Origin of the sequence: Actinokineospora guangxiensis (assembly GCF_042657845.1) — a bacterium.
Lineage (GTDB): Bacteria > Actinomycetota > Actinomycetes > Mycobacteriales > Pseudonocardiaceae > Actinokineospora > Actinokineospora guangxiensis.
In genome coordinates this window covers 146394-170416 of sequence record NZ_JBHSKF010000013.1, presented here as the reverse complement: position 1 = coordinate 170416, position 24023 = coordinate 146394, and the positions used below count along the sequence as shown (strand labels likewise).

The following is a 24023-nucleotide window of genomic DNA, read 5'->3' as shown; positions in this document are numbered from 1 at the left end:
GGGCACTGACAGCGTGGGCACTGACAGCGTGGGCACTGACAGAGTGGGCACAGGCACCGAGCGCAAGCTGCTGGACTACCTGAAGAAGGTCACCGCCGAGCTGCGCCACACCAAGGGCCGCCTCGCCGACGCCGAGTCGGGCGCGGGCGAACCCGTCGCCATCGTCGCCATGGCCTGCCGCTACCCCGGCGGCGTCCGCACCCCCGAGGACCTGTGGGAGCTGGTGGACTCCGGCCGCGACGCCGTCGGCGGGTTCCCGGCCAACCGCGGCTGGGACCTCGACGCCCTGTTCGACCCCGACCCGGACAACCCCGGCACCTCCTACGCCCGCGAAGGCGGCTTCCTGCACGACGCCGACCTGTTCGACCCCGCCTTCTTCGGCATGAGCCCGCGCGAGGCGCTGGCCGTCGACCCGCAGCAGCGGCTGCTGCTGGAGGCGTCGTGGGAGGCCTTCGAGCGGGCCGGGATCGACCCGGCGGCGGTGCGCGGCAGCCGCACCGGGGTGTTCGCGGGCGTCATGTACAACGACTACGCCGCCCGGCTGCTCGGCCGCGCCCCCGCGGGCTTCGAGGGCTACCTCGGCAACGGCAGCTCGGGCGCGGTCGCCTCCGGCCGCGTCGCCTACACCCTCGGTCTTGAGGGGCCCGCGGTGACTGTCGACACGGCGTGTTCGTCGTCGCTGGTGGCCGTCCACCTCGCCGCGCAGTCGCTGCGGCGCGGCGAGTGCACCATGGCCCTGGCGGGCGGCGTGACCGTGATGGCGACCCCGAGCGTGTTCGTGGAGTTCAGCCGCCAGCGCGGGATGTCCCCGGACGGGCGCTGCAAGGCGTTCTCCGACAGCACCGACGGCACCGGCTTCGCCGAGGGGCTCGGCCTGCTGCTGCTCGAACGGCTCTCCGACGCCCGCCGCAACGGCCACCCCGTGCTGGCGCTCCTGCGCGGCAGCGCCATCAACCAGGACGGCGCGAGCAGCGCGCTCACCGCCCCCAACGGCCCCGCCCAGAGCCGGGTCCTCGCGCGGGCCCTCGCCGACGCCCGGCTGCGCCCCGACCAGGTGCACGCCGTCGAAGCCCACGGCACCGGCACCACCCTCGGCGACCCGATCGAGGCCCAGGCCCTGCTGGAGACCTACGGCCAGGACCGCGTCGAGCCGCTGCGGCTGGGCTCGGTCAAGTCCAACCTCGGGCACACGCAGGCCGCCGCGGGGGTCGCCGGGATCATCAAGATGGTGCAGGCGATCCGGCACGGCAGGCTGCCGCGCACGCTGCACGTCACCGAGCCCAGCACCAGGGTGGACTGGTCGGCGGGCGCGGTGCGGCTGCTCATCGAGGCCGAGCCGTGGCCCGCGACGGAGGAGCCGCGCCGGGCGGCGGTGTCGTCGTTCGGGGTCAGCGGGACCAACGCGCACGCCATCATCGAGCAGGCGCCCGACGAGGAGCCCCCGGCGCGGGCCGAGGCGGCGGGACCGCCGGTGTGGCTGCTGTCCGCGCGCACCCCGGACGCGCTGCGCGCGCAGGCGGCGCTGCTGCACGAGCACGCCGCCGGCCTCGACCCCGCTGACGTCGCGCGGTCGCTGGCCGTGTCGCGGCACCACTTCGAGCACCGGGCGGCGGCCGTCGGGCCGGACCTGCTCGGCGCGGTGGCCGCCCTCGCCGCGGGCGACCCCGCGCCCGGCCTGGTGACCGGTTGCGCGCGGGCGTCGGCCCAGCCGGTGTTCGTGTTCCCCGGTCAGGGGGCCCAGTGGGTTGGGATGGGTCTGGACCTGCTGGAGAACCCGGTGTTCGCGGCGCGGATGGCCGAGTGCGCCGCCGCTCTCGACCCGCACGCCGAGTGGTCGCTGTTCGAGGTTCTGGGGGACGAGTCCGCCCTGGCTCGGGTGGATGTGGTGCAGCCGGCGCTGTTCGCGGTGATGGTGTCGCTTGCCGCCTTGTGGCGGTCTCGCGGCGTGGAGCCCGCCGCGGTGGTGGGTCACTCGCAGGGGGAGATCGCGGCGGCGTGCGTGGCCGGGGCTCTGTCGCTTGAGGACGCGGCGCGGGTGGTGGCGCTGCGCAGCAGGGCGCTGCTTGAGCTGGCAGGTCAGGGCGGCATGGTTTCGGTGGCACTGAACGAGACCGAGGTCCGGGACCTGATCGCGGCAGAGGCGGCGCTGTCGGTCGCGGCCGTCAACGGGCCGTCGGCGGTGGTGGTGTCCGGGGCGGTCGACGCGCTGGAGACGCTGCTGCGCCGGTGCGAGGACCGAGGGGTGCGCGCGCGCCGCGTCCCGGTGGACTACGCGTCGCACTCGGCCCACGTCGAGCTGATCCGGGAGCGCCTGCTGCGCGACCTCGCCCCGATCACGCCGCGCGCGAGCGCCGTCCCCTTCCACTCGACGGTGACCGGGGACGTGCTGGACACGACCGGGCTGGACGCGCGCTACTGGTTCACCAACCTGCGCGAGACCGTGCGCCTGGACGAGGTGGTCGCGGGCATCGCCCGGCGGCGCGGGCGGGTGCTGGTCGAGGTGAGCCCGCACCCGGTGCTGGTCCCGGCCATGCAGGAGACCGCCGAAGCGGTGGGCGGGCGCGCGGCCGTGCTGGGCACCCTGCGCCGGGGCGAGGACGGGCCCGCCCGGTTCCTGGCGTCCCTCGCCGAGGCGCACACCACGGGACTGCCGGTCGACTGGACGTCCGTGGTGGCGGGCCGGGTCGTGCCGCTGCCGACGTACCCGTTCCAGCGGGAGCGGTTCTGGCTGGACCCGGCCGAGCAGACCGCCGCGTCAGCCGGGCTGGGGGCGGCCGGGCACCCGCTGCTCGGGGCCGCCGTCGGCCTGGCGTCCGGTGATGGGCACCTGTTCACCGGCCGGTTGTCGCTGCGCACGCACCCGTGGCTGGCCGACCACGCCGTGTCCGGTGCGGTGCTGCTGCCCGGCACCGCCTTCCTCGACCTCGCGCTGCACGCCGCCGAGCAGGTCGGAGCCGCGTCGGTCGGTGAGCTGACCCTGGAAGCGCCGCTCGTGCTCCCGGCCGATCGGGCCGTGCAGCTCCAGGTGTCGGTCGACGGGCCCGACGACGCCGGCGCGCGGGGCCTGAGTGTGCACGCCCGCGTCGAAGGCGATGAGGAGTGGACGCGGCACGCCGCGGGCGTCGTGCTCGCCGAGCCGCTGTCCGGGGGCGGGGCGCTGACCGAGTGGCCGCCGCCCGGCGCCCCCGCCGACATCGACGCGCTGCGGGCCGGACTGGTCGCCGCCGGGCTGGAGTACGGCCCGGCCTTCAGTGGGCTGCGGCGCGCGTGGACCAGCGAAGGAGCGGTCTACGCCGAGGTGGAGCTGCCCGGCGGGGGCGCGGAGCAGTTCGGGGTGCACCCGGCGCTGCTCGACGCGACGCTGCACGCGCTGGGGCTCGCCGGGTTCGACGACGGACGGGCGCGGCTGCCGTTCTCCTGGTCGGGGGTGACCGGGCACGCGCGCGGCGCGTCCGCTCTGCGGGTGTGCCTGACACCGGTCGGGGACGCCGCCTTCGCCATGACCGTCGCCGACGGAGCAGGCGCGCCCGTCCTCACCGTCGAGGCGCTGAGCCTGCGTCCGCACTCCGCGCGCCGATCCACACCGGACGGCCTGTTCCGCGTCGACTGGGTGCCCGTCACCGCCGCCGAGGTCCCGGAGTGGGCTCTGGTCGGCGACCTCGCCGCCCTCGACCCGGTTCCGCCCGTCGCCGTCCTCGACTGCCGGGCACCGGGCTCCGCACGGGAGGTGCTGGGCCGTGCGCTGCCGGTGCTCCAGGCCTGGGTCAGCGAGCCCCGGTTCGCGGAGTCGACGCTGGTGGTGGTGACCCGCCACGCCGTGGTCGCCGACGCGGGGGACGCCGCGCCGGACCCGGCGCAGGCCGCGCTGGGCGGCCTGGTGCGCTCCGCGCAGGCCGAGCACCCCGGCCGGATAGCGCTCGCCGACGTCACCGGGGAGATCGACCCCGCCGCGCTGCTGGCCGACGGGGAACCGCAGCTCGCCGTCCGGGCTGGCCCGCTGGCTCCCCGGCTCGTCCGCGACCGCGCCGCCATCGTGCCGCCGGAGGGGCCGTGGCGGCTGGACGTGCCCGCCGGGTCGGGCAGCCTCGACGCGCTGGTCGCGGTGCCCGCCCCCGAGGCCGAACGGGCCCTCGCGGCGACGGAGGTGCGGGTCGCCGTCCGCGCGGCGGGGGTGAACTTCCGGGACGTGGTCATCGCCCTCGGCATGGTGCCCGAGCAGACCGTCCTGGGCAGCGAAGGCGCCGGGGTGGTGCTGGAGGTCGGCCCCGGGGTGAGCGGCTTCGCGCCGGGTGATCGGGTGTTCGGCCCGTTCCCGGCCGCGTTCGGGCCGGTCGCGGTCGCCGACAGCCGCGCGCTCGTGCCCGTCCCGGCGGACTGGTCCTTCGCGGACGCGGCCTCGGTGCCGGTGGCGTTCCTGACCGCCCACTACGGCCTGGTGGACCTGGCGGGCCTGCGCGCCGGCGAGTCGGTGCTGATCCACGCCGCCGCCGGCGGGGTGGGGATGGCGGCGGTGCGGATCGCGCAGCGGCTCGGGGCGACGGTGTACGCGACGGCGAGCCCCGCCAAGTGGGACACCGTCCGGGCGCTGGGGGTGCCCGACGAGCGGATCGCGTCGTCGCGGACGACGGAGTTCGAGGCGACGTTCCTCGCCGAGAGCGGCGGGCGCGGCGTTGACGTGGTCCTGGACTCGCTGGCCGGGGAGTTCGTGGACGCGTCCCTGCGGCTGCTGCCGCGCGGCGGCCGGTTCCTGGAGATGGGCAAGACCGACATCCGGGACGCGGCGGCCGTCGCCGCCGACCATCCCGGTGTCGAGTACCGCGCTTACGACCTGGCCGAGGCCGGGCCCGAGCGGATGGGCGAGACGCTGCGCGAGGTCGTGGCCGCCATCGGCGCGCCGCGCCCGCTGCCGGTCATGCCGTGGGACCTGCGCGCCGCCCGCGCGGCGCTGCGCCACCTCAGCCAGGCCCGGCACGTCGGCAAGCTCGTGCTCACCACCCCGGCCCCGCTCGACCGCGACGGCACCGCGCTGGTGACCGGCGGCGGCGGGACGCTCGGCGGGCTCGTCGCCCGGCACCTGGTCACCGCGCACGGCGTGCGCCACCTCCTGCTGCTCGGCCGAGGTGGGGCGCCCGAGGCGCTGACCGCCGAGCTGAGCGCCCTGGGTGCCACGGTCACGGTCGCCGCGTGCGACGTCGCCGACCGGACCGCCCTGGCCGCAGTCCTCGACCGCGTCCCGGCCGAGCACCCGCTCACCGCGGTGGTCCACGCGGCGGGCGTGCTCGACGACGGGCTCCTCGACACGCTGACCCCCGAGCGGATCGACACCGCGCTGCGCCCGAAGCTCGACGGCGCGCTGGCCCTCGACGCGCTGACCCGGCACCTCGACCTCGCCGCGTTCATCCTGTTCTCCTCGGCCGCGGGCGTCCTCGGCGGCGCGGGCCAGGGCAACTACGCCGCGGCCAACAGCGCCCTGGACGCGCTCGCCGCCCGCCGCCGCGCCGAGGGCCTGCCCGCGACCTCCCTCGCCTGGGGCCTGTGGGCCGAGCGCAGCGGCCTGACCGGCGCCCTCGACGGCGACGACCTGCGCCGCATGCGGCGCTCCGGCGTCGGGGCGCTGCCCACCGCCGACGCGCTCGCGCTGCTCGACGCCGCCGTCGACCGGGGCGGCGCGGTCTATGTCCCGCTGCGCCTGGACGCCGCCGCGCGGGCCGACGCCACCGCCCCCGCACCGCTGCGCGACCTCGCTCCCGCGCGCCGTGCCCGACCCACCCCCGCCCGACCCGCCCCCGCCCGACCCGCCTCCGCCCGACCCGCCCCCGCCGGCACCGCGGAGTCGCTGCTGGAACTGGTGCGCACGCACGCCGCCGCCGTGCTCGGCCACGGCTCGGCCGCCGCCGTCGACCCCGAGCGCGCCTTCGCCGACCTGGGCTTCGACTCGCTGACCTCGGTCGAACTGCGCAACCGCCTCGGCACGGCCACCGGTCTGCGGCTGCCCGCCACCGTCGTCTTCGACCACCCGACTGCCGAGTCCCTGGCCGCCAGGCTGTCCGCCGACCTCGGCGGTGCGCCGAGGCGCGCGCCTGCCGCCGTGAAGCCCGCGCCGAAGGTGACCGACGACCCGGTGGTGATCGTCGCGATGGGCTGCCGGTTCGCGGGCGGCGTGCGGTCCCCGGAAGACCTGTGGGACCTCCTCGCCGAGGGGCGCGACGCCGTCGGCGGGTTCCCCGGCGGGCGCGGCTGGGACCTCGACGCCCTCTACGACGCCGACCCCGACCGCCACGGCACCTCCTACGTCCGCGAGGGCGCCTTCCTGGCCGACCTCGACCGCTTCGACGCCGAGTTCTTCGGAATCAGCCCGCGCGAGGCGCTGGCGATGGACCCGCAGCAGCGGCTGCTGCTGGAGGTCGCGTGGGAGACCCTGGAGCGCGCGGGCATCGACCCGACGTCGGTGCGCGGCAGCGACACCGGGGTCTTCGCGGGCACCAACGGCCAGGATTACGGCACTCTGCTGGTCAGCACCCCGCAGGCCGGTGAGGGCTACCTGTCGACCGGCAACGCCGCGAGCGTCGTCTCCGGCCGCCTCGCCTACACCTTCGGGCTGGAAGGCCCGGCGGTCACCGTGGACACGGCCTGTTCGTCGTCGCTGGTGGCGCTGCACCTGGCGGCGCAGTCGCTGCGGGCGGGGGAGTGCTCGCTGGCGCTGGTCGGCGGGGTGGCCGTGATGGCGACACCGACGGCGTTCGTGGACTTCAGCCGCCAGCGCGGCCTGGCCATCGACGGCCGCTGCAAGCCGTTCGCCGAGGCCGCCGACGGCACCGGCTGGGGCGAGGGCGTCGGCGTGCTGCTGGTCGAGCGGCTCTCCGACGCCCGGCGCAACGGCCACCCGGTGCTGGCGGTGGTGCGCGGCTCGGCGGTCAACTCCGACGGCGCGTCCAACGGGCTGACCGCGCCGAACGGGCCATCCCAGCAGCGGGTCATCCGCAGCGCGCTGGCCGCCGCCGGACTCGATCCGGCCGACGTCGACGCCGTGGAGGCGCACGGGACCGGCACCTCGCTCGGCGACCCCATCGAGGCCCAGGCCCTGCTGGCGGTCTACGGGCAGGACCGGGCGACGCCGCTGCTGCTGGGCTCGGTGAAGTCCAACCTCGGGCACACCCAGGCCGCGGCGGGCATCGCCGGGGTCATCAAGGCCGTGCACGCCATGCGCCACGGCGTGCTGCCCGCGACCCTGCACGTCGACACCCCGACCTCGCACGTCGACTGGTCGGCGGGCGCGGTCCAGTTGGTCACCGAGCCCACCGCGTGGCCGGGGGTGGACCGGCCCCGCCGGATCGGCGTGTCCTCCTTCGGGGTGAGCGGCACCAACGCCCACACCATCCTCGAACAGCCGCCTGCCGAACAGCCCGCCGCCGGTGACTCCGGCGCGGCGCGGGTGCCGCTGTTCCTGTCGGCCAAGACCCCGGCCGCGCTGCGGGAGCTGGCCGAGCGGCTGCGCGGGCACCTCGACGCCCGGCCGCTCGACCTCGGCTGGTCGCTGGCCACCGGCCGGGCCGTCCTGGAGCACCGGGCCGCCGTCCTGCCGGGGCCCGACGGGTACGACCGGGCGCTGGCCGCGCTGGCGCGGGACCTGCCCGACCCCGGCCTGGTGACCGGGACCCGGCTACCGGGGAAGGTCGCGTTCCTGTTCCCCGGGCAGGGCTCCCAGTGGGCGGGCATGGCTCTGGACCTGCTGGACAACCCTGTGTTCGCCGAGCGGATGGCCGAGTGCGCCGCCGCTCTCGACCCGCACGTGGACTGGTCGCTGTCCGACGTCCTGCGGGACGAGTCCGCCCTGGCCAGGGTCGATGTGGTGCAGCCTGCGCTGTTCGCGGTGATGGTGTCGTTGGCGGCTTTGTGGCGGTCCTACGGCGTCGAGCCCGCGGCGGTGGTGGGGCACTCGCAGGGCGAGATCGCGGCGGCGTGCGTGGCCGGCGCGCTGTCGCTGCGGGACGCCGCGCGCGTGGTCGCGCTGCGCAGCAGGGCGCTGCTCGTCCTGGCCGGGCGGGGCGGGATGGTCTCGGTCCCGCTGGCCGAGGCCGAGGTGGTCCCGATGCTGACCGACGGGCTGTCGATCGCCGCCGTCAACGGCCCGGCGTCGGTCGTGGTCGCGGGCGAGCCCGACGCCCTGGAAGCACTGCTCGCCGAGTGCGCGGCGCGCGGGGTCCGGGCGCGGCGCGTTCCGGTGGACTACGCGTCGCACTCCCCGCAGGTCGACGACGTCCGCGACGGGCTGATCGCCGCCATCGACGGCATCCGGCCGCGCCCGGCGGACGTCCCGTTCCACTCGACGGTCGCCGACGAGCCCGCCGCGCTGGACCCCGACTACTGGTTCCGCAACCTGCGCGAGCCCGTCCGGCTGGACCGGGCGGTGGCGCGGCTGGCCGCCGACGGCGTCGGGCTCGTCATCGAGGTCAGCCCGCATCCGGTGCTCGTGCAGGCCGTGGACGCGCCCGCCATCGGCACGCTGCGCCGCGACGAGCCGGGGCGCTTCGCCGCCGCGCTCGCCGAGGCGTTCACCCTGGGCGCCGTCCCGGACGCCGCGGCGGTGTACCCGGGCGGACGCCGGGTGCCGCTGCCGACCTACCCGTTCCAGGGCGAGCGGTTCTGGCTCACCCCGCCGGTGTCCGCCGACGTCTCCACCGCAGGCCTGGACACCGCCGGACACCCCCTGCTGGGCGCGGCCGTCACGGTCGCGGGCGCGGACGAGCTGCTGCTGACCGGTCGGTTGTCCCTGCGGACGCACCCGTGGCTGGCCGACCACGCCGTGCGGGGCGTGGCCCTGCTTCCGGGCACCGCGTTCCTCGACCTGGCCGGGCACGCTGCCGACCGGGTCGGGCTCGGCCGGGTGGCGGAGCTGACCCTGCACGCCCCGCTGCCGGTGCCCGAGCACGGCGGCGTTCAGCTCCAGGTCGCCGTAGGGGCCCCCGCCGAGGACGGCGCTCGCCCGGTGGTCGTCCACTCCCGGCCCGCCGAGGACGCGCCGTGGACCCGGCACGCCGAAGGCGCCCTCGCGCCCGGCACGGCCTCCGGGGAGGACCTGGGCGGGCCGTGGCCGCCGCCGGACGCCTCGGCCGTCGACGTCGCCGACCTGTACGACCGGCTCGACGCCGCGGGCTACGGGTACGGGCCGGTGTTCCGCGGGCTGCGCGCGGCGTGGCGGCGCGGGGGAGAGGTGTACGCCGAGGTCGTCCTGCCGCAGGACGTGGCGGCCGACGGCTTCGGGCTGCACCCCGCCGCGCTCGACGCCGCCCTGCACGCGCTGGCCGCCACATCAGACGACACAGCAGACGACCCAGCCGGGGGACGGCAGGCCGAACTCCCCTTCTCCTGGACCGGTGTCGAGCTGCACGCGACCGGCGCGACGAGGCTGCGGGTGCGGCTGAGCCCGGTGCCCGGCGGTGTCGGGATCGCGGTGGCGGACACGACCGGCGCGCCGGTCGCCTCCGTCGAGTCCTTGGTCACCAGGCCGATCTCCGGCGCGCTGACCAGCAACGATGTGGCCGCTGAGGCCCTGTTCGAGGTCGACTGGGCAGACCTCGATCTCGACTTGAGCCTCAACCTCAACCTGAGCTTTATGGTTCATTCCGCACTGGCCGAGGTGTCCGACCCGGTGCCTGCCGACGTGCTGGTGGGGGTCCGGCCGCGCGGGCTGCGCCAGACGCTGGCGGGCGCGGTGGACCTGGTCCGCGCCTGGTTGGCCGACGACCGCTTCGCCGACTCCCGGCTGGTCGTGGTGACCCACCGCGCCGCCGCCACGGCCCCCGGCGAACTGCCGGACCTCGTCGGCGACCCGGTGCGGGCGCTCGTCAGGGCCGCCGCCACCGAGAACCCCGGCCGCTTCGCCCTGCTCGACCTCGACGGCACCGACGAGTCGGTGCGGGCCGTGCCCGCCGCGCTCGGGTGCGGGGAGCCCGAGGTCGCGATCCGGCGCGGCCGGGTCCGCGCGCCGAGGCTGGTGCGCAGCGCCCCGCCGCTGCCCGTGCCCGACGGGCCGTGGCGGCTCGACGTGACCGGCGGCGGCAGCATCGACGCGCTGACGGCGGTGCCCGCGCCGGAGGCCGCCGCGCCACTGGCCGCGGGCCAGGTGCGGATCGGCCTGCGCGCCGCCGGGGTCAACTTCCGCGACGTCGTCGTCGCGCTGGGCATGGTGCCGGGGCAGACGGTGCTCGGCAGCGAGGGCGCGGGCGTGGTGCTGGAGGTCGCGCCGGACGTGACCGCCCCGCGGCCCGGCGACCGGGTGATGGGCCTCTTCGGCGGCGGGTTCGGCCCGCTGGTCGTGGCCGACGCCCGCATGCTCACCGCCGTCCCGGCGGGCTGGTCCTTCGCGGACGCCGCTTCGGTGCCGGTGGCGTTCCTGACCGCCTACTACGGCCTGGTCGACCTGGGCGGGCTGCGTGCCGGGGAGTCGGTGCTGATCCACGCCGCCGCTGGTGGCGTGGGGATGGCGGCGGTGCAGATCGCGCAGCGGCTCGGCGCGCGGGTGTACGCGACGGCCAGCCCGGCGAAGTGGGCCGCCGTGCGCGGCCTCGGCGTCCCGGCCGAGCGGATCGCGTCGTCGCGCACCACCGAGTTCGAGGCGCGCTTCCGCGCCGAGACCGGCGGGCGCGGCGTGGATGTGGTGCTGGACTCGCTGGCCGGGGAGTTCGTCGACGCCTCGCTGCGGCTGCTGTCGCCGGGCGGGCGGTTCCTGGAGATGGGCAAGACCGACATCCGCGACGCCGCCGACCACCCGGACATCGCCTACTGCGCCTACGACCTCGGCGAGGCCGGACCCGAGCGGATCGGGGAGCTGCTGCGCGAGGTCGTCGCCCTGCTCGACGCGGGGGAGCTGCGGCGGCTGCCGGTCACCACCTGGGACCTGCGGCGCGCGCCCGAGGCGCTGCGCCACCTCAGCCAGGCCCGGCACATCGGCAAGCTCGTCCTCACCCGCCCAGCCGACCCGGCCGGGACCACCCTCGTCACCGGGGCCACCGGCACCCTCGGCGCGCTGGTCGCCCGGCATCTCGTCACCGAGCACGGGGTGCGCGACCTCGTGCTCACCAGTCGCGGCGGACCTGAGGCCCCCGGCGCGGACGAGCTGGTCGCCGACCTCACCGCCCTCGGCGCCCGCGTGCGGCTGACCGCCTGCGACACCGCCGACCGCGCCGCCCTCGCCGCGCTCCTCGGCACCATCCCCGACCTGACCGCCGTCGTGCACACCGCGGGCGCGCTGGCCGACGGCCTCGTCGGCTCGGTCACCGCCGAGGACCTCGACACCGTCCTGCGCCCCAAGGCCGACGCCGCCACCCACCTGCACGAGCTGACCCGCGACCGCGACCTGTCGGCCTTCGTGCTGTTCTCCTCCGCCGCCGGGGTCTTCGGCGGGGCGGGCCAGGCCGGGTACGCCGCCGCCAACACCCACCTGGACGCCCTCGCCCGCCACCGCGCCGCCCTCGGCCTGCCCGCGACCAGCCTCGCCTGGGGCTTCTGGGCCGAGCGCAGCGCGCTGACCAGCGGTCTCGGCGCGGCCGACCTGGGCAGGATGGCCCGCGGCGGCGTCCGCCCGCTGTCCACCTCCGACGGGCTCGCGCTGTTCGACGCGGCGCTGCGCTCCGGCCGGTCCGTGCTCGTCCCCACCCGGCTCGACCTCGCCGGACCGCGCGCCGACCAGGCGCCCGCGCTGCTGCGCGACCTCGTCCGACCGGCCCGCCGCCGCGCCGCGGCCACCGCGCCGCCGGAGGACCTGGCGGGCCGGGTAGCCGCGCTGCCCGCCGCCGACGCCAAACACCTCCTGCTCGACCTGGTGCGCGGGCAGGCCGCCACCGTGCTCGGACACACCGACTCCGCCAGGGTCGGCTCCACCCGGGCCTTCGCCGACCTCGGCTTCGACTCGCTGACCGCCGTCGAACTGCGCAACCGCCTGGCCGCGGCCACCGGCCGCACGCTCTCGGCCACCCTCGTCTTCGACCACCCGACGCCCGCCGCTCTCGCCGGGCACCTGCTCACCGTCCTCGGCGGCGAGCGGACCACGGCACCCGTGGGCGGGGCACCGGTTGTCGTCCAGCCGGTCGCCGACGACGATCCGCCTGTCATCGTGGCGATGGGCTGCCGCTTCCCCGGCGGCGTGCGGTCGCCGGAAGACCTGTGGCGGCTGCTGCTCGACGGCGGCGACGCGGTCGGCCCGTTCCCCGCCGACCGCGGCTGGGACCTCGACACCCTCGTGCACCCCGACCCCGACCACCCCGGCACCACCTACGCCGACCAGGGCGGCTTCCTCGACGGCGCCGCCGAGTTCGACCCCGCCTTCTTCGGCATCGGCCCGCGCGAGGCGCTGGCGATGGACCCGCAGCAGCGGCTGCTGCTGGAGGTCGCCTGGGAGGCGCTGGAGCGCGCGGGCATCGCCCCGGACAGCCTGCGCGGCAGCGACACCGGCGTCTTCGCGGGCACCTACGGGCAGGACTACGGCGCTCGCGGCGACGTGCCCGCCGGGCTCGAAGGCCACCTGCTCACCGGCAACGCCACCAGCGTCGTCTCCGGCCGCGTCGCCTACACCCTCGGCCTGCGCGGACCGGCCGTCACCGTGGACACCGCGTGCTCGTCGTCGCTGGTCGCGCTGCACCTGGCCGGGCAGTCGCTGCGCTCGGGGGAGACCTCGCTCGCCCTCGTCGGCGGCGTCGCGGTCATCGCCACGCCGGGGTCGTTCGTGGCGTTCAGCCGCCAGCGCGGGCTGGCCGCGGACGGGCGCAGCAAGGCGTTCGCCGAGGGCGCGGACGGCATGGGCATCGCCGAAGGCGTCGGCGTCCTGGTGGTCGAGCGGCTCTCCGACGCCCGGCGCAACGGGCACCCGGTGCTCGCGGTGGTGCGCGGCTCGGCTGTCAACCAGGACGGCGCGTCCAACGGCCTGTCCGCGCCCAGCGGGCAGGCGCAGCAGCAGGTCATCCGCCGCGCGCTCAGCGCGGCCGGGCTCGTCGCCGCCGACGTGGACGTGGTCGAGGCGCACGGCACGGGCACCTCGCTCGGCGACCCGATCGAGGCGGGCGCGCTGCTGGCGACCTACGGCCAGGACCGCGCGGAGCCCGCGCTGCTGGGCTCGGTGAAGTCCAACATCGGCCACACCCAGGGCGCGGCGGGCGTCGCCGGGGTCATCAAGAGCGTGCTCGCGCTCGGGCACGCCGTGGTCCCGCCGACCCTGCACGCCGCCGAGCCCTCCAGCCGCGTCGACTGGACCGCGGGGGCCGTCCGGCTGGCCACCGAGGCGACCCCGTGGCCCGAGCACGGCAGGCCGCGCCGCGCCGCGGTGTCCTCCTTCGGGATCAGCGGGACCAACGCCCACGTCATCCTGGAGCAGCCCGAGCACACGCCGGGCGAGGCCGAGGCCGAGCCCGCGGTCCTGCCGTGGCCGCTGTCGGCGCACACCGGGGCCGCGCTGCGGGAGCAGGCCGCCCGCCTGCGCGACCACCTCGCCGAGCACCCGGAGCTGACGGTGGGCGCGGTCGCCCGCACCCTCGCCACCGGCCGCGCGAGGCTGGCGCACCGGGCCGTCGCGGTCGCAGGCGACCGCGCGGGCTTCGCCGCCGCCCTCGACCGGATCGCCGCGGGCACGGCCGATCCTGCCGTCGTGCTCGGCGAGGCCCCCGGCGATCCCGTCCGGCCGGTGTTCCTGTTCCCCGGCCAGGGCTCGCAGTGGGCCGGGATGGCCGTGGACCTGCTGGCCGACCCGGTGTTCGCCGAGCGGATGGCCGAGTGCGCCGCCGCCCTGGACCCGCTCGTGGACTGGTCCCTGTTCGACGTGCTCGCCGACGCGTCCGCGCTGGACCGGGTGGATGTCGTGCAGCCCGCCCTGTTCTCGGTGATGGTGTCGCTGGCCGCGCTGTGGCGCGCGCACGGGGTGGAGCCCGCCGCCGTCATCGGGCACTCGCAGGGCGAGATCGCCGCGGCCTGCGTCGCCGGGGCGCTGTCGCTGTCCGACGCCGCGCTGGTCGTGGTGACCAGGGGCCGGGCGCTGCTGGACATCGCCGGACTGGGCGGCATGGTGTCCCTCGCCCTCCCCGAGGCGGAGGCGCGGACGCGGCTCGGCGACGGGCTGTGGCTGGCGGCGGTGAACGGGCCGTCGGCGGTGGTCGTCTCCGGCGAGCCCGCCGCGCTCGACGCGCTGCTGGCTCGGTGCGACGCCGACGGAGTCCGGGCGCGGCGCGTCCCGGTCGACTACGCGGCCCACTCGCCGCAGGTGGACCAGGTGTGCGCGCGGCTGCTCGTGGACCTCGCCCCGGTCGAACCCCGCGACACGGCCGTGCCGCTGTACTCGACGGTGACCGGCGAGCGGATCGACCCGCTGCTCCTGGACGCCGGGTACTGGGCGGGCAACCTGCGGGAGACCGTCCGGCTGGACACCGCCGTCGACCTCGCCGCCGCCCACGGGCTGGACACCTTCATCGAGGTCGGCCCGCATCCGGTCCTGGCCAACGCGCTGCCCGACCGCACCGTCATCGGCACCCTGCGCCGCGACGACGGCGGCCCCCGCCGCTTGCTGCTGTCCCTCGCCGAGGCGCACACGCGCGGTGTCCAGGTGCGCTGGACGCTGCCCGCCGGGCCGCTCGCCGCGCTGCCCACCTACGCCTTCCAGCACGAGCGGTTCTGGCTGCCCAGCGGGCTGCCCGGCGGCGCGCCGGTCACCGCCGCCGGGCTCGACACCACCGCACACCCGCTGCTGGGCGCGGTCGTGCCGCAGCCCGACGGCGGTGTCGTGCTCGCCGGGCGCGTGTCGGTGCGCGAGCACCCGTGGCTGGCCGACCACGTCGTCGCGGGCGCGGTCCTGCTGCCCGGCGCCGCGTTCGTCGACCTCGCGGTGCACGCGGGCGACCAGGTCAGGTGCCCGCACCTGGCCGAGCTGACCGTGCAGACACCCCTGGCGCTGCCTGCGAACGGTGCCGTGCGGGTGCAGGTCCGGGTCTCCGCCGACCGCGACGGCATCCGCGAGGTCGAGCTGCACGCCGAGACCAGTCCCGGGGTCTGGGACCGGCACGCCCTCGGCGTCCTCAGCGCGCAGTCCCCGGCCGCCGACCCGATCACCGCGTGGCCGCCCGCCGCCGACTCGGTCGACCTGACCGGCTTCTACGCGGACCTCGCCGCGTCCGGCGTCGAGCACGGACCCGCTTTCCAGGGTCTGCGGGCGCTGTGGCGCGACGGCGACGACCTGTACGCCGAGATCGCCGTCGACACCCCGGTCGACGGGTACGTCGTGCACCCCGCCCTGCTCGACGCCGCGCTGCACCCGGCCGCCCAGCCCGGGGTCGTCGGCGCGGAGGTGGCGCTGCCGTTCGCCTGGTCCGGCGTCACCGTGCACGCCCACGGGGCCACCGCCGCCCGCGTCCACCTCCGGCGGACCGCGCCCGGCACCGTCTCCGTCTTGGTCGCCGACGCGAGCGGCGCGCCGGTCGCGGCCGTCGACGGCCTCACCTTCCGCCCCGCGGGCCCCGCGGTCCGCCGCGTGCCCGATTCCCTGTTCACCATCGATTGGGTCGTCCTCGACCCCGCACCCGAGCTGGAACCCGCGACCGACGTCGTGGTGCTCGGCTCCGGCGACGTGCGCACCGTGGTGGGCCAGGCGCTCGACGTCCTGCACACCTGGACCGCCTCCGCCACTGACTCCGACACCGACTCCGCCGCCGCAGACGCGCGCTTCGTCCTCGCCACCACCGGCGCGACCGGCCCCGACCCCGATCCCGCGCAGGCCGCCGCCTGGGCGTTCGCCTGCTCGGCGCAGGCCGAGCACGCGGGCCGGATCATCCTGCTCGACCTCGACCCGGCCGACCCGCGCCCCGACACCGCCCGCCTCGCGGACGCGGCCGTCGCCACCGGGGAACCGCAGGTCGCCGCGCGCGACGGAAAGCTGCGCGCGCCGCGTCTCGCCCGCCCGGCGGCCCCGCCGATCGATCTCCCGGCCACCCCGTGGCGGCTCGACGCGAGCGGCGCGGGCACGCTCGACGGCCTGCGGACGGTGCCCGTCGAGCGGTGGCCGCTCAGCGCCGGTGAGGTCCGGGTCGCCGTGCGCGCGGCCGGGGTCAACTTCCGCGACAGCATGATCGCCCTCGGCATCTACCCCGACCAGGCGGTGCTCGGCAGCGAGGTCGCGGGCGTCGTGCTGGAGACCGGGCCGGACGTGGACGGGTTCGCCGTCGGCGACCGGGTGCTCGGCCTGGTGAGCGGCGGGTTCGCCGCCGAGGTCGTGGCCGACGCGGCCACGCTCGCCCCGGTCCCCGCGGGGTGGACCTTCGCCCAGGCCGCCGCCATCCCGGTGGCCTACTGCACCGCGTACTACGCGCTGGTCGACCTGGCCGGGCTGCGCGCGGGCGAGTCCGTGCTCGTGCACGCCGCCGCGGGCGGGGTGGGCGGGGCGGCCGTGCGGCTGGCCCGGCGCATCGGGGCCGAGGTGTTCGCCACCGCCAGCCCCGGCAAGTGGTCGGCGGTGCCCGCGGATCATCTGGCGTCCTCCCGGACCACCGACTTCGAGAACCGGTTCGCGGGTGCGGCGGGCGCGGGGATCGATGTCGTGCTCAACTCGCTGGCGGGGGAGTTCACCGACGCCTCGCTGCGGCTGCTGCGCCCCGGTGGGCGGTTCGTGGAGATGGGCAAGACCGATCCGCGCGACCCGGCGGGAGTGGACTACCGCGCCTTCGACCTGGCCGAGGCCGGTCCGCCGCGGCTCGGCGAGATCCTGCGGACGGTCGTCGGCCTGGTCGCCGCCGGGGACCTGGAGCCGCCGAAGGTCGCGGTGTCCGACATCCGCCGCGCCCCGGACGCGCTGCGCGCCCTGAGCGGCGGGCACACCGTCGGCAAACTGGTGCTGACCGTGCCCGCCCGGCTGCACCCCGAGGGCACCGTGCTGGTGACCGGCGCGACCGGCGCCCTCGGCGCGCTGGTGGCCCGCCATCTCGTCGCCGAGCACGGTGTGCGCCACCTGCTGCTGGTCAGCCGCTCCGGCGCCGACTCCCCGGCCGCCGCCGACCTCGCCGCGCTCGACGCGGACGTCCGGCTGCTGGCCTGCGACGTCGCCGACCGCGCCGCGCTGACCGCGCTGCTCGACTCCGTCCCCGCCGAGCACCCGCTGACCGCCGTCGTGCACACGGCCGCCGCGCTGGACGACGGCGTGCTCGCCGCGCAGACCCGCGACCGCCTCGACACCGCGCTGCGTCCCAAGGCCGACGCGGCGGTGCTGCTGCACGAGCTGACCCGCGACCGCGACCTGGCGGCGTTCGTGCTGTTCTCCTCGGCCGCCGGGGTCTTCGGCGCCGCCGGGCAGGCGAACTACGCCGCCGCGAACGCCGTCCTCGACGCCCTCGCCCGCCGTCGCCGCGCCACCGGTCTGCCCGCCACCTCGGTGGCGTGGGGGCTGTGGGCCGAGCGCAGCGCCCTGACCGGCGCGCTGGCCGCCGCCGACCGCGCCAGGATGGCCAGGGCCGGAGTGCGGCCGCTGTCCACGGCCGACGGGCTCGCCCTGTTCGACGCGGCCGTGCGCGGCGAGGACCCCGCGCCCGTCGCGGTGCACCTCGACCTGGCCGGGCTGGGCGAGTCGCCGCCGCTGCTGCGCGGTCTGGCCCGGCCCGCCGCCCGGCGCGCGGTCACCGCCGGGACCGCGGAGGCCGATGCCGGGTTCGCCGCCCGGCTGCGCGGCGTGGACCGCCGCGACCAGGACCGGCTCCTGCTCGACCTCGTCCGCGGCCACGCCGCCGCCGCGCTCGGGCACGCCGACGCGGACGCCGTCGCCCCCGAGCGCGCCTTCCGCGAGGTCGGCGTGGACTCGCTGACCGCGGTGGAGCTGCGCAACCGGCTCGCCGCCGCCACCGGCCTGCGCCTGCCCGCCACGCTGGTCTTCGACCACCCGACCCCCGCCGCGCTGGCCGCCCACCTGCGCGCCGGGCTGGTCGGCGCCGAGCGCTCCGGCGGCCCTGTCGCCGTCGCGGCCGAGAGCGGGGAGGCCATCGCCGTCGTGGCGATGGCGTGCAGGCTGCCGGGCGGGGTGCGCAGCCCGGAACAGCTGTGGGAGCTGCTGGCCCGCGGTGGCGACGCCATCGGGCCGCTGCCGGAGGACCGCGGCTGGGACCTGCCCGCCCTCGCCGGCGCCGACCCCGACCGGCCGGGCACGGTCACCACCCGCGCGGGCGGGTTCCTCGACGGCGTGGCCGACTTCGACGCGGGCTTCTTCGGGATCAGCCCGCGCGAGGCGCTGGCGATGGACCCGCAGCAGCGCATCCTGCTGGAGATCGCCTGGGAGGCCTTCGAGCGTGCGGGCATCGACCCGGCCGCGCTGCGCGGCAGCGCCACCGGGGTGTTCGCCGGGTCGACCGGGCAGGACTACGCCGCCCTGGTGTCCCGGGCCGCCGACAGCGAGGGGTACCTCGCCACCGGCAGCTCGGCCAGCGTGCTCTCCGGCCGGGTCGCGTACTCCTTCGGCTTCGAGGGCCCGGCGGTCACCGTGGACACGGCGTGCTCGTCGTCGCTGGTGGCGCTGCACCTGGCCGTGCAGGCGCTGCGGTCGGGGGAGTGCGGGCTGGCGCTGGCGGGCGGCGTGTCGGTGATGGCGACGCCGGGCGCGCTCGCCGCGTTCAGCCGCCAGCGCGGGCTGGCGCCGGACGGGCGCAGCAAGGCGTTCGGCGACGGCGCGGACGGCATGGGCATGGCCGAGGGGGCGGGAATCGTGCTGCTGGAGCGGCTGTCGGACGCCCGCCGCAACGGACACCCCGTGCTCGCGGTGGTGCGGGGCAGCGCGGTCAACTCCGACGGCGCGTCGAACGGGCTGTCCGCGCCGAACGGGCAGGCGCAGCAGCGCGTCATCGCCAGGGCGCTCGGGGCCGCCGGGCTGCGTCCGTCCGATGTGGATGTCGTCGAGGCGCACGGCACCGGGACGCCGCTGGGCGACCCGATCGAGGCGCAGGCGCTGCTGGCGGCCTACGGACAGGACCGGGCGAGGCCGGTGCTGCTCGGGTCGGTGAAGTCGAACATCGGGCACACGCAGGCGGCGGCCGGGGTCGCCGGGGTGATCAAGAGCGTGCTGGCGCTGCGGCACGGGCTGGTGCCCAAGACCCTGCACGCCGAGCGGCCCTCCCCGCACGTGGACTGGTCGGCGGGCGCGGTGGCGCTCGTCGGCGAGCCCACGCCGTGGCCGGAGACCGGACGGCCGCGCCGGGCCGGTGTGTCGTCCTTCGGGATCAGCGGCACCAACGCCCACGTCGTGCTGGAGCAGGCGCCGCAGTCCGAGCCTGCCTCGGTCGAACCGCCGGTCCCGGGATCGGCTCCGGTCCTGGTGGCCCTGTCCGCGCGGACCGATGCCGCGCTGCGCGCGCAGGCGGCCGGGCTGGCGGACTTCGCCGGGGAGCCCGCCGATCTCGCCACCGCGCTGGCCCACGGCCGGGCCCGGCTGGACCGCCGGGCGGTGGTCGTCGCCCGGGACCGGACCGAGCTGGCCGCGGGCCTCTCGGCGGTCGCGTCGGGACAGCAGGCGTCCGGGGTCGCGCTCGGCGTGGCCGAACCCGACGCGCGGGTCGCGTTCCTGTTCGCGGGCCAGGGCACGCGGACCGCGGCGACGGGCGCGGGACTGGGCGGGTACCCGGCGTTCGCCGAGGCGCACGCGGAGGCCGTGGCGGCGCTCGGCGGGCTTCCGTCGGGAGACCCCGGCGACACCGCCGTCGCCCAGCCCGCGCTGTTCGCCTTCGAGGTGGCGCTGCACCGGCTGTTCGAGTCGTGGGGGGTGCGCCCGGACGTGCTGGTCGGGCACTCGGTGGGGGAGATCGCGGTTGCGCACGTGGCCGGCATCCTGTCGCTGGAGGACGCCGCGAGGCTGGTCACCGCCCGGGGACGGCTGATGGGCGCGCTGCCCGCGGGCGGCGCGATGATCTCGGTCCGGGCGGGCGAGGACGAGGTCCGGCCGGTGATCGGCGGGCGTGCGGACGTGGTCGTCGCGGCGGTCAACGGTCCGCGCTCGGTGGTGCTCTCCGGCGCGGAGGGCGCGGTGCTCGCCGTCGCGGCCGAACTCGCCGACCGCGGCCACCGGACGCGGCGGCTCCAGGTCTCGCACGCGTTCCACTCGCCCCTCATGGAGCCGATGCTGGCGGAGTTCGCCGCCGTCGCGGCCACGCTGACCCACCACCCGGCCCGCCTGCCCGCGGTGTCCACGCTGACCGGCGGCCCGCTGAAGCAGCCGGGCCCCGACCACTGGGTCGACCACGTCCGCCGGCCCGTGCGCTTCGCCGACGCGGTGGCGGCGCTGGGCCCGGTCCGCGCCCTGCTGGAGATCGGTCCGGACGCCACTCTCACGACGCTCGCCCGGGACCTGCTCCCGCACGCGGTCGCGATCCCGTCCGTGCGCCGCGACCTGCGGGAAGACACCTCGGTCGCCCTCGCCTTGGCCGCCCTGCACAGCACCGGCGTCCAGGTCGACGCCGACGCGGTGTGGCCAGGCCGGCCCGGCCGCGTCCACATCGATCTGCCGACCTACCCGTTCCAGCGCGACCGCTACTGGATCGGCTCACCCCCGCCGCCCGCGGCGCCCACGGCCGCCGAGCGGGTGTCCGAGACGCTGACGTCGACCGACCCGGGTTCGGTCGAAGCGCTGGTGCTCTCCTGCGCGGCGGCGGCGCTCGGCCACCCCGACAGCAGCGCCCTCGACCCCCGGCGCGGCCTGCTGGAACAGGGCTTCGACTCGCTGACCGGGGTCGACCTGCGCGACCGGCTGGCCAAGGCCACCGACCTCGACCTGCCCACCAGCCTGGTCTTCGACCTCGCCACGCCCGCCGACCTCGCCGGCCACCTGGTCGACCTGCTGGGTGGCGCGCCCGCGACCCGCACGACGCCCGAAGGCATGGCGGGCCTGTACGCCCAGGCCGTGCGCCAAGACCGCGTCGGGGAGTTCATGGCGGTGCTCGCCGCCGCGGCCGCCTTCCGCGAGTCCTTCACCGGCATCGGCGACCTGGCGGAGATCCCCGTCCCCACCCGGCTGGCCCGGGCCGCGACCAGCGGGAACCCCAGCCTGGTCTGCGTGCCCTCCTACGCCGGGATGTCCGGCCCCCACCAGTACGCCCGCTGGTCGGCGGCCCTCGGCGACCAGCACGACGTGCACGTCCTGCACCAGGTCGGCTTCCGCCCCGGCGAACCGCTGCCCGCCTCCGCCGCCGCCGTCGTGGACGTCCACGTCGAGGCGATCACCGCCCTGGGCCTCGACACCCCGCTGGTGCTCGTCGGCTACTCCGGCGGCGGTCTCGTGGCCCGCGCGGTCGCCGACGCCCTGGCTGTCGCGGGCACCCCGGCGGCGGGCCTGGTCCTCATCGACACCTACCCGCCGGACCAGGCCGAGGCCCTCGGCCAGTTCGACGCGGTGCTCCACCAGGGCCTGCTGATGCGCCTGGAGACCCACGCGGGCGCGTGGGGCGACAACTGGCCGACCGCCATGTCGCGCTACGCGTCCTTCGACTGGACGCCCGGCCCGCTCACGGCTCCCACCCTGCTGCTCACCGCGGGAACCCCGCTGGCCACCCCCGTCGGGCCCTGGCAGCCCACCTGCGAGGGCGCCGACGAGGTGGCCGTCGCGGGCACCCACTTCACCGTGATGGAGGACGACGCCCAGACCACCGCCGCCGCTGTGCGCGCCTGGCTGGCCTAGTCCAGGTGGCGCCAGTGCTCCCACACCGCGGAGAACGGCACCTGCGGCTGGCGGCAGACGAGGATCGGCCTGCCCTGCTCCTCGTTGTCGATGCCGAGGCCGTGGTCGAGCTGGCCCGCCAGGTCGCACTGGACGAACAGCGAGCGGATCTCGGGGGCGTCCATGCCGATGATGATCACGGTGGTGGCCGTGTCCGGCGGCGGGCCGTAGGAGTGCAGCTCGTTGTGGCCGCTGTGGACGGCGGGCAGGTCCGCGCCGTACTTGTCCAGGGCGCCCGCCTCGGCGTAGTTCGCGGTGAGCAGCACGGTGTTCGCGCGCTCCGCCTCCGGGAGCGAGCGGTGGACCTCCCGGATCTGCTCGACGTAGGCGGGCCAGCCGACCTGGTCGCGCAGGGACTGGCTGACCGCCGGGACCGGCGTGTCCCGCAGGACGTCGATGGGAAGAACCGGTAGCCCAACCACCACCCCGAACGCGGCGTGCGCCACCGCGAGCACGCCCACCAGCACCCGCCGCGCCCGGCTGCCCGCCCACGCCACCACCGGCGCGCACCCGGCCGCGAACAGCACGATCAGCAGCGGCGCGGTGTACACCGCGAACCCGCCGGTGGCCAGCACGATCGCCAGCACCACGAGGTAGCTCACCGCGAACGGCCGCAGCCGGGGCGCGCGCACCAGCGCGGCGAACCCGGCGACGACCACCGGCAGGGCGAGCGGACTCAGGAAGACCGCTTGCAGCGGCAGGAGCAGCAGCCGCTGCTGGGGTCCCTTCTCCTCGGCGATACCGCCGGCCATCTCCAGCTGCGGCCATCCGTTGGCCAGCTGGTACACCAGGTTCGGCGCGGCGATCACCACCGCCAGCCCCACTCCCGCCCACAGCCACCCCGACCGCAACGGCCCCCTCGGCCCGGTCACGAGCATCGCCACCGCGATCCCGACCAGCAGCAGGACGACCAAGTACTTGTTGTAGAACCCGATCCCCACCGCGACACCCACGGCCAACCACCACCGCGGCTGCTCCCGCACCACCGCCTTGACCGCGAACAGCACCACCACCAACCACACGACCACGTCGACCGACGCGGTCAGCAGCACATGCCCAGAGCTGAGCGGCGCCATCGCGAACCCGACACCCCAGGCCCCCATCGCCTGCGCGCCCGCCCGCCCCCCGAACTCGCGCACCAGCAGCGCCACCACGACCACCACCGCCGCCGCGGCCAGGATCGCGGGCACCCGAACGGCTGTCAGCGTGTCCCCGAACAGCGCAACGCTCACCCGTGCCAGCAGCGGCGTCAGCGGCGGCTGGTCGACGTAGCCCCACGCGGGCTCCAGGATGCGGAAGTACAGCTCGTCCCGGTGGTAGTCGTACCGCCCGACCACTGCGACCAGCAGCCCGACAACCGCGGCCACGGCCCCGAACACCGGTAGCCACGCCACCGCAGGCACCGCCCGAGACCCACCCGACCGCCGCAGGGAATCCCGCACCCACGTGTCCACGACCATCCTGACCCGACACCCTCTCCGCAACCGCGCCGGCTCGATGGCGCAGACCTCCTGCGGACACGGTCAGCCGGCTCACCCGCCATTCCACGCTCGATTCTTGGCACCCGCCCACACCCAGACCACCCCTGATCTGGCAAACAGGGGTGACAGCGCGGGCCCCGCAATGTCAGGGGTTGCCGTCGACCGACGGGCATGGCCACCGGTGAAGATCACCGTAACGGGGGATCGCGCTAGGCCGACTGTTCGGACATGAAGGTGGTTCGTGTGGTGGTAGGCGGCGTGGTGGCACTTCTTGTGGCCGCTTGTGGGCCGGGGGAGACGATCCCCGGCACCGCCGCCGGGGTGGGGGAGACCACGACGGTGGCGGAGACCTCGACGGCGGAGCGGACGACGGAGGCTGAGGCCACGACGACCCGGGTGAAGATCACGTTGCCGAACAAGACGGCGGAGACCACCAGGGACCAGCCGAGCGAGCCCGGTGGGCTGCCGCCCTCGACCGTGGACGAGAGCCTGCCCTCCCAGTACTGCGAGCGCACCTTCACAGGCGCGCTCGGCAAGCCCATGCACGCCGTGGTGGTGGAAACCCCGGGCGGCATCCTCAACTGCGAGGAAGCGGCGGCCATCCTCTTCGACTACTACGTGGAGCGTCCCGAGCCCGAGTTCGGGCTGGCGCCGTACTTCATCGGGCCGCTCGCCTGCAACCAGGCGGAGGAAGGCCAGTTCCCGCAGGTCATCTGCGCGGACGAGGACAACCTCATCTACTCGATGTGGCCCCAGACCTGACCTGACCGTCCACCACCGACGCCAGTCGCCGTTCATTCGGCGGCTGGCGTTTCTCGTGTGACCAGCCTGCC

The 24023-nt window shown here is 76.7% G+C and carries 3 protein-coding genes; 2 read left to right on the top strand and 1 reads right to left on the bottom strand.

Annotated elements, in window-relative coordinates:
• Positions 1-43: 43 nt before the first annotated feature.
• Positions 44-21670, top strand: coding sequence for an SDR family NAD(P)-dependent oxidoreductase (locus ACFPM7_RS23090; protein ID WP_378249817.1), 21627 nt, complete (start codon positions 44-46; stop codon positions 21668-21670).
• On the opposite strand, the gene ACFPM7_RS23085 is transcribed toward ACFPM7_RS23090, so the two are convergent.
• On the bottom strand, positions 21667-23103 hold the full coding sequence (locus tag ACFPM7_RS23085) for a glycosyltransferase family 39 protein (protein WP_378249816.1): 1437 nt from the start codon (positions 23101-23103) through the stop codon (positions 21667-21669). The two genes, ACFPM7_RS23090 and ACFPM7_RS23085, sit on opposite strands and share 4 nt — an antisense overlap.
• Before the next feature lie 315 nt (positions 23104-23418).
• Between ACFPM7_RS23085 and ACFPM7_RS23080 the strand changes: the two genes are divergently transcribed.
• On the top strand, positions 23419-23952 hold the full coding sequence (locus ACFPM7_RS23080) for a hypothetical protein (RefSeq protein WP_378249815.1): 534 nt from the start codon (positions 23419-23421) through the stop codon (positions 23950-23952).
• The last annotated feature ends 71 nt before the right edge of the window (positions 23953-24023 follow it).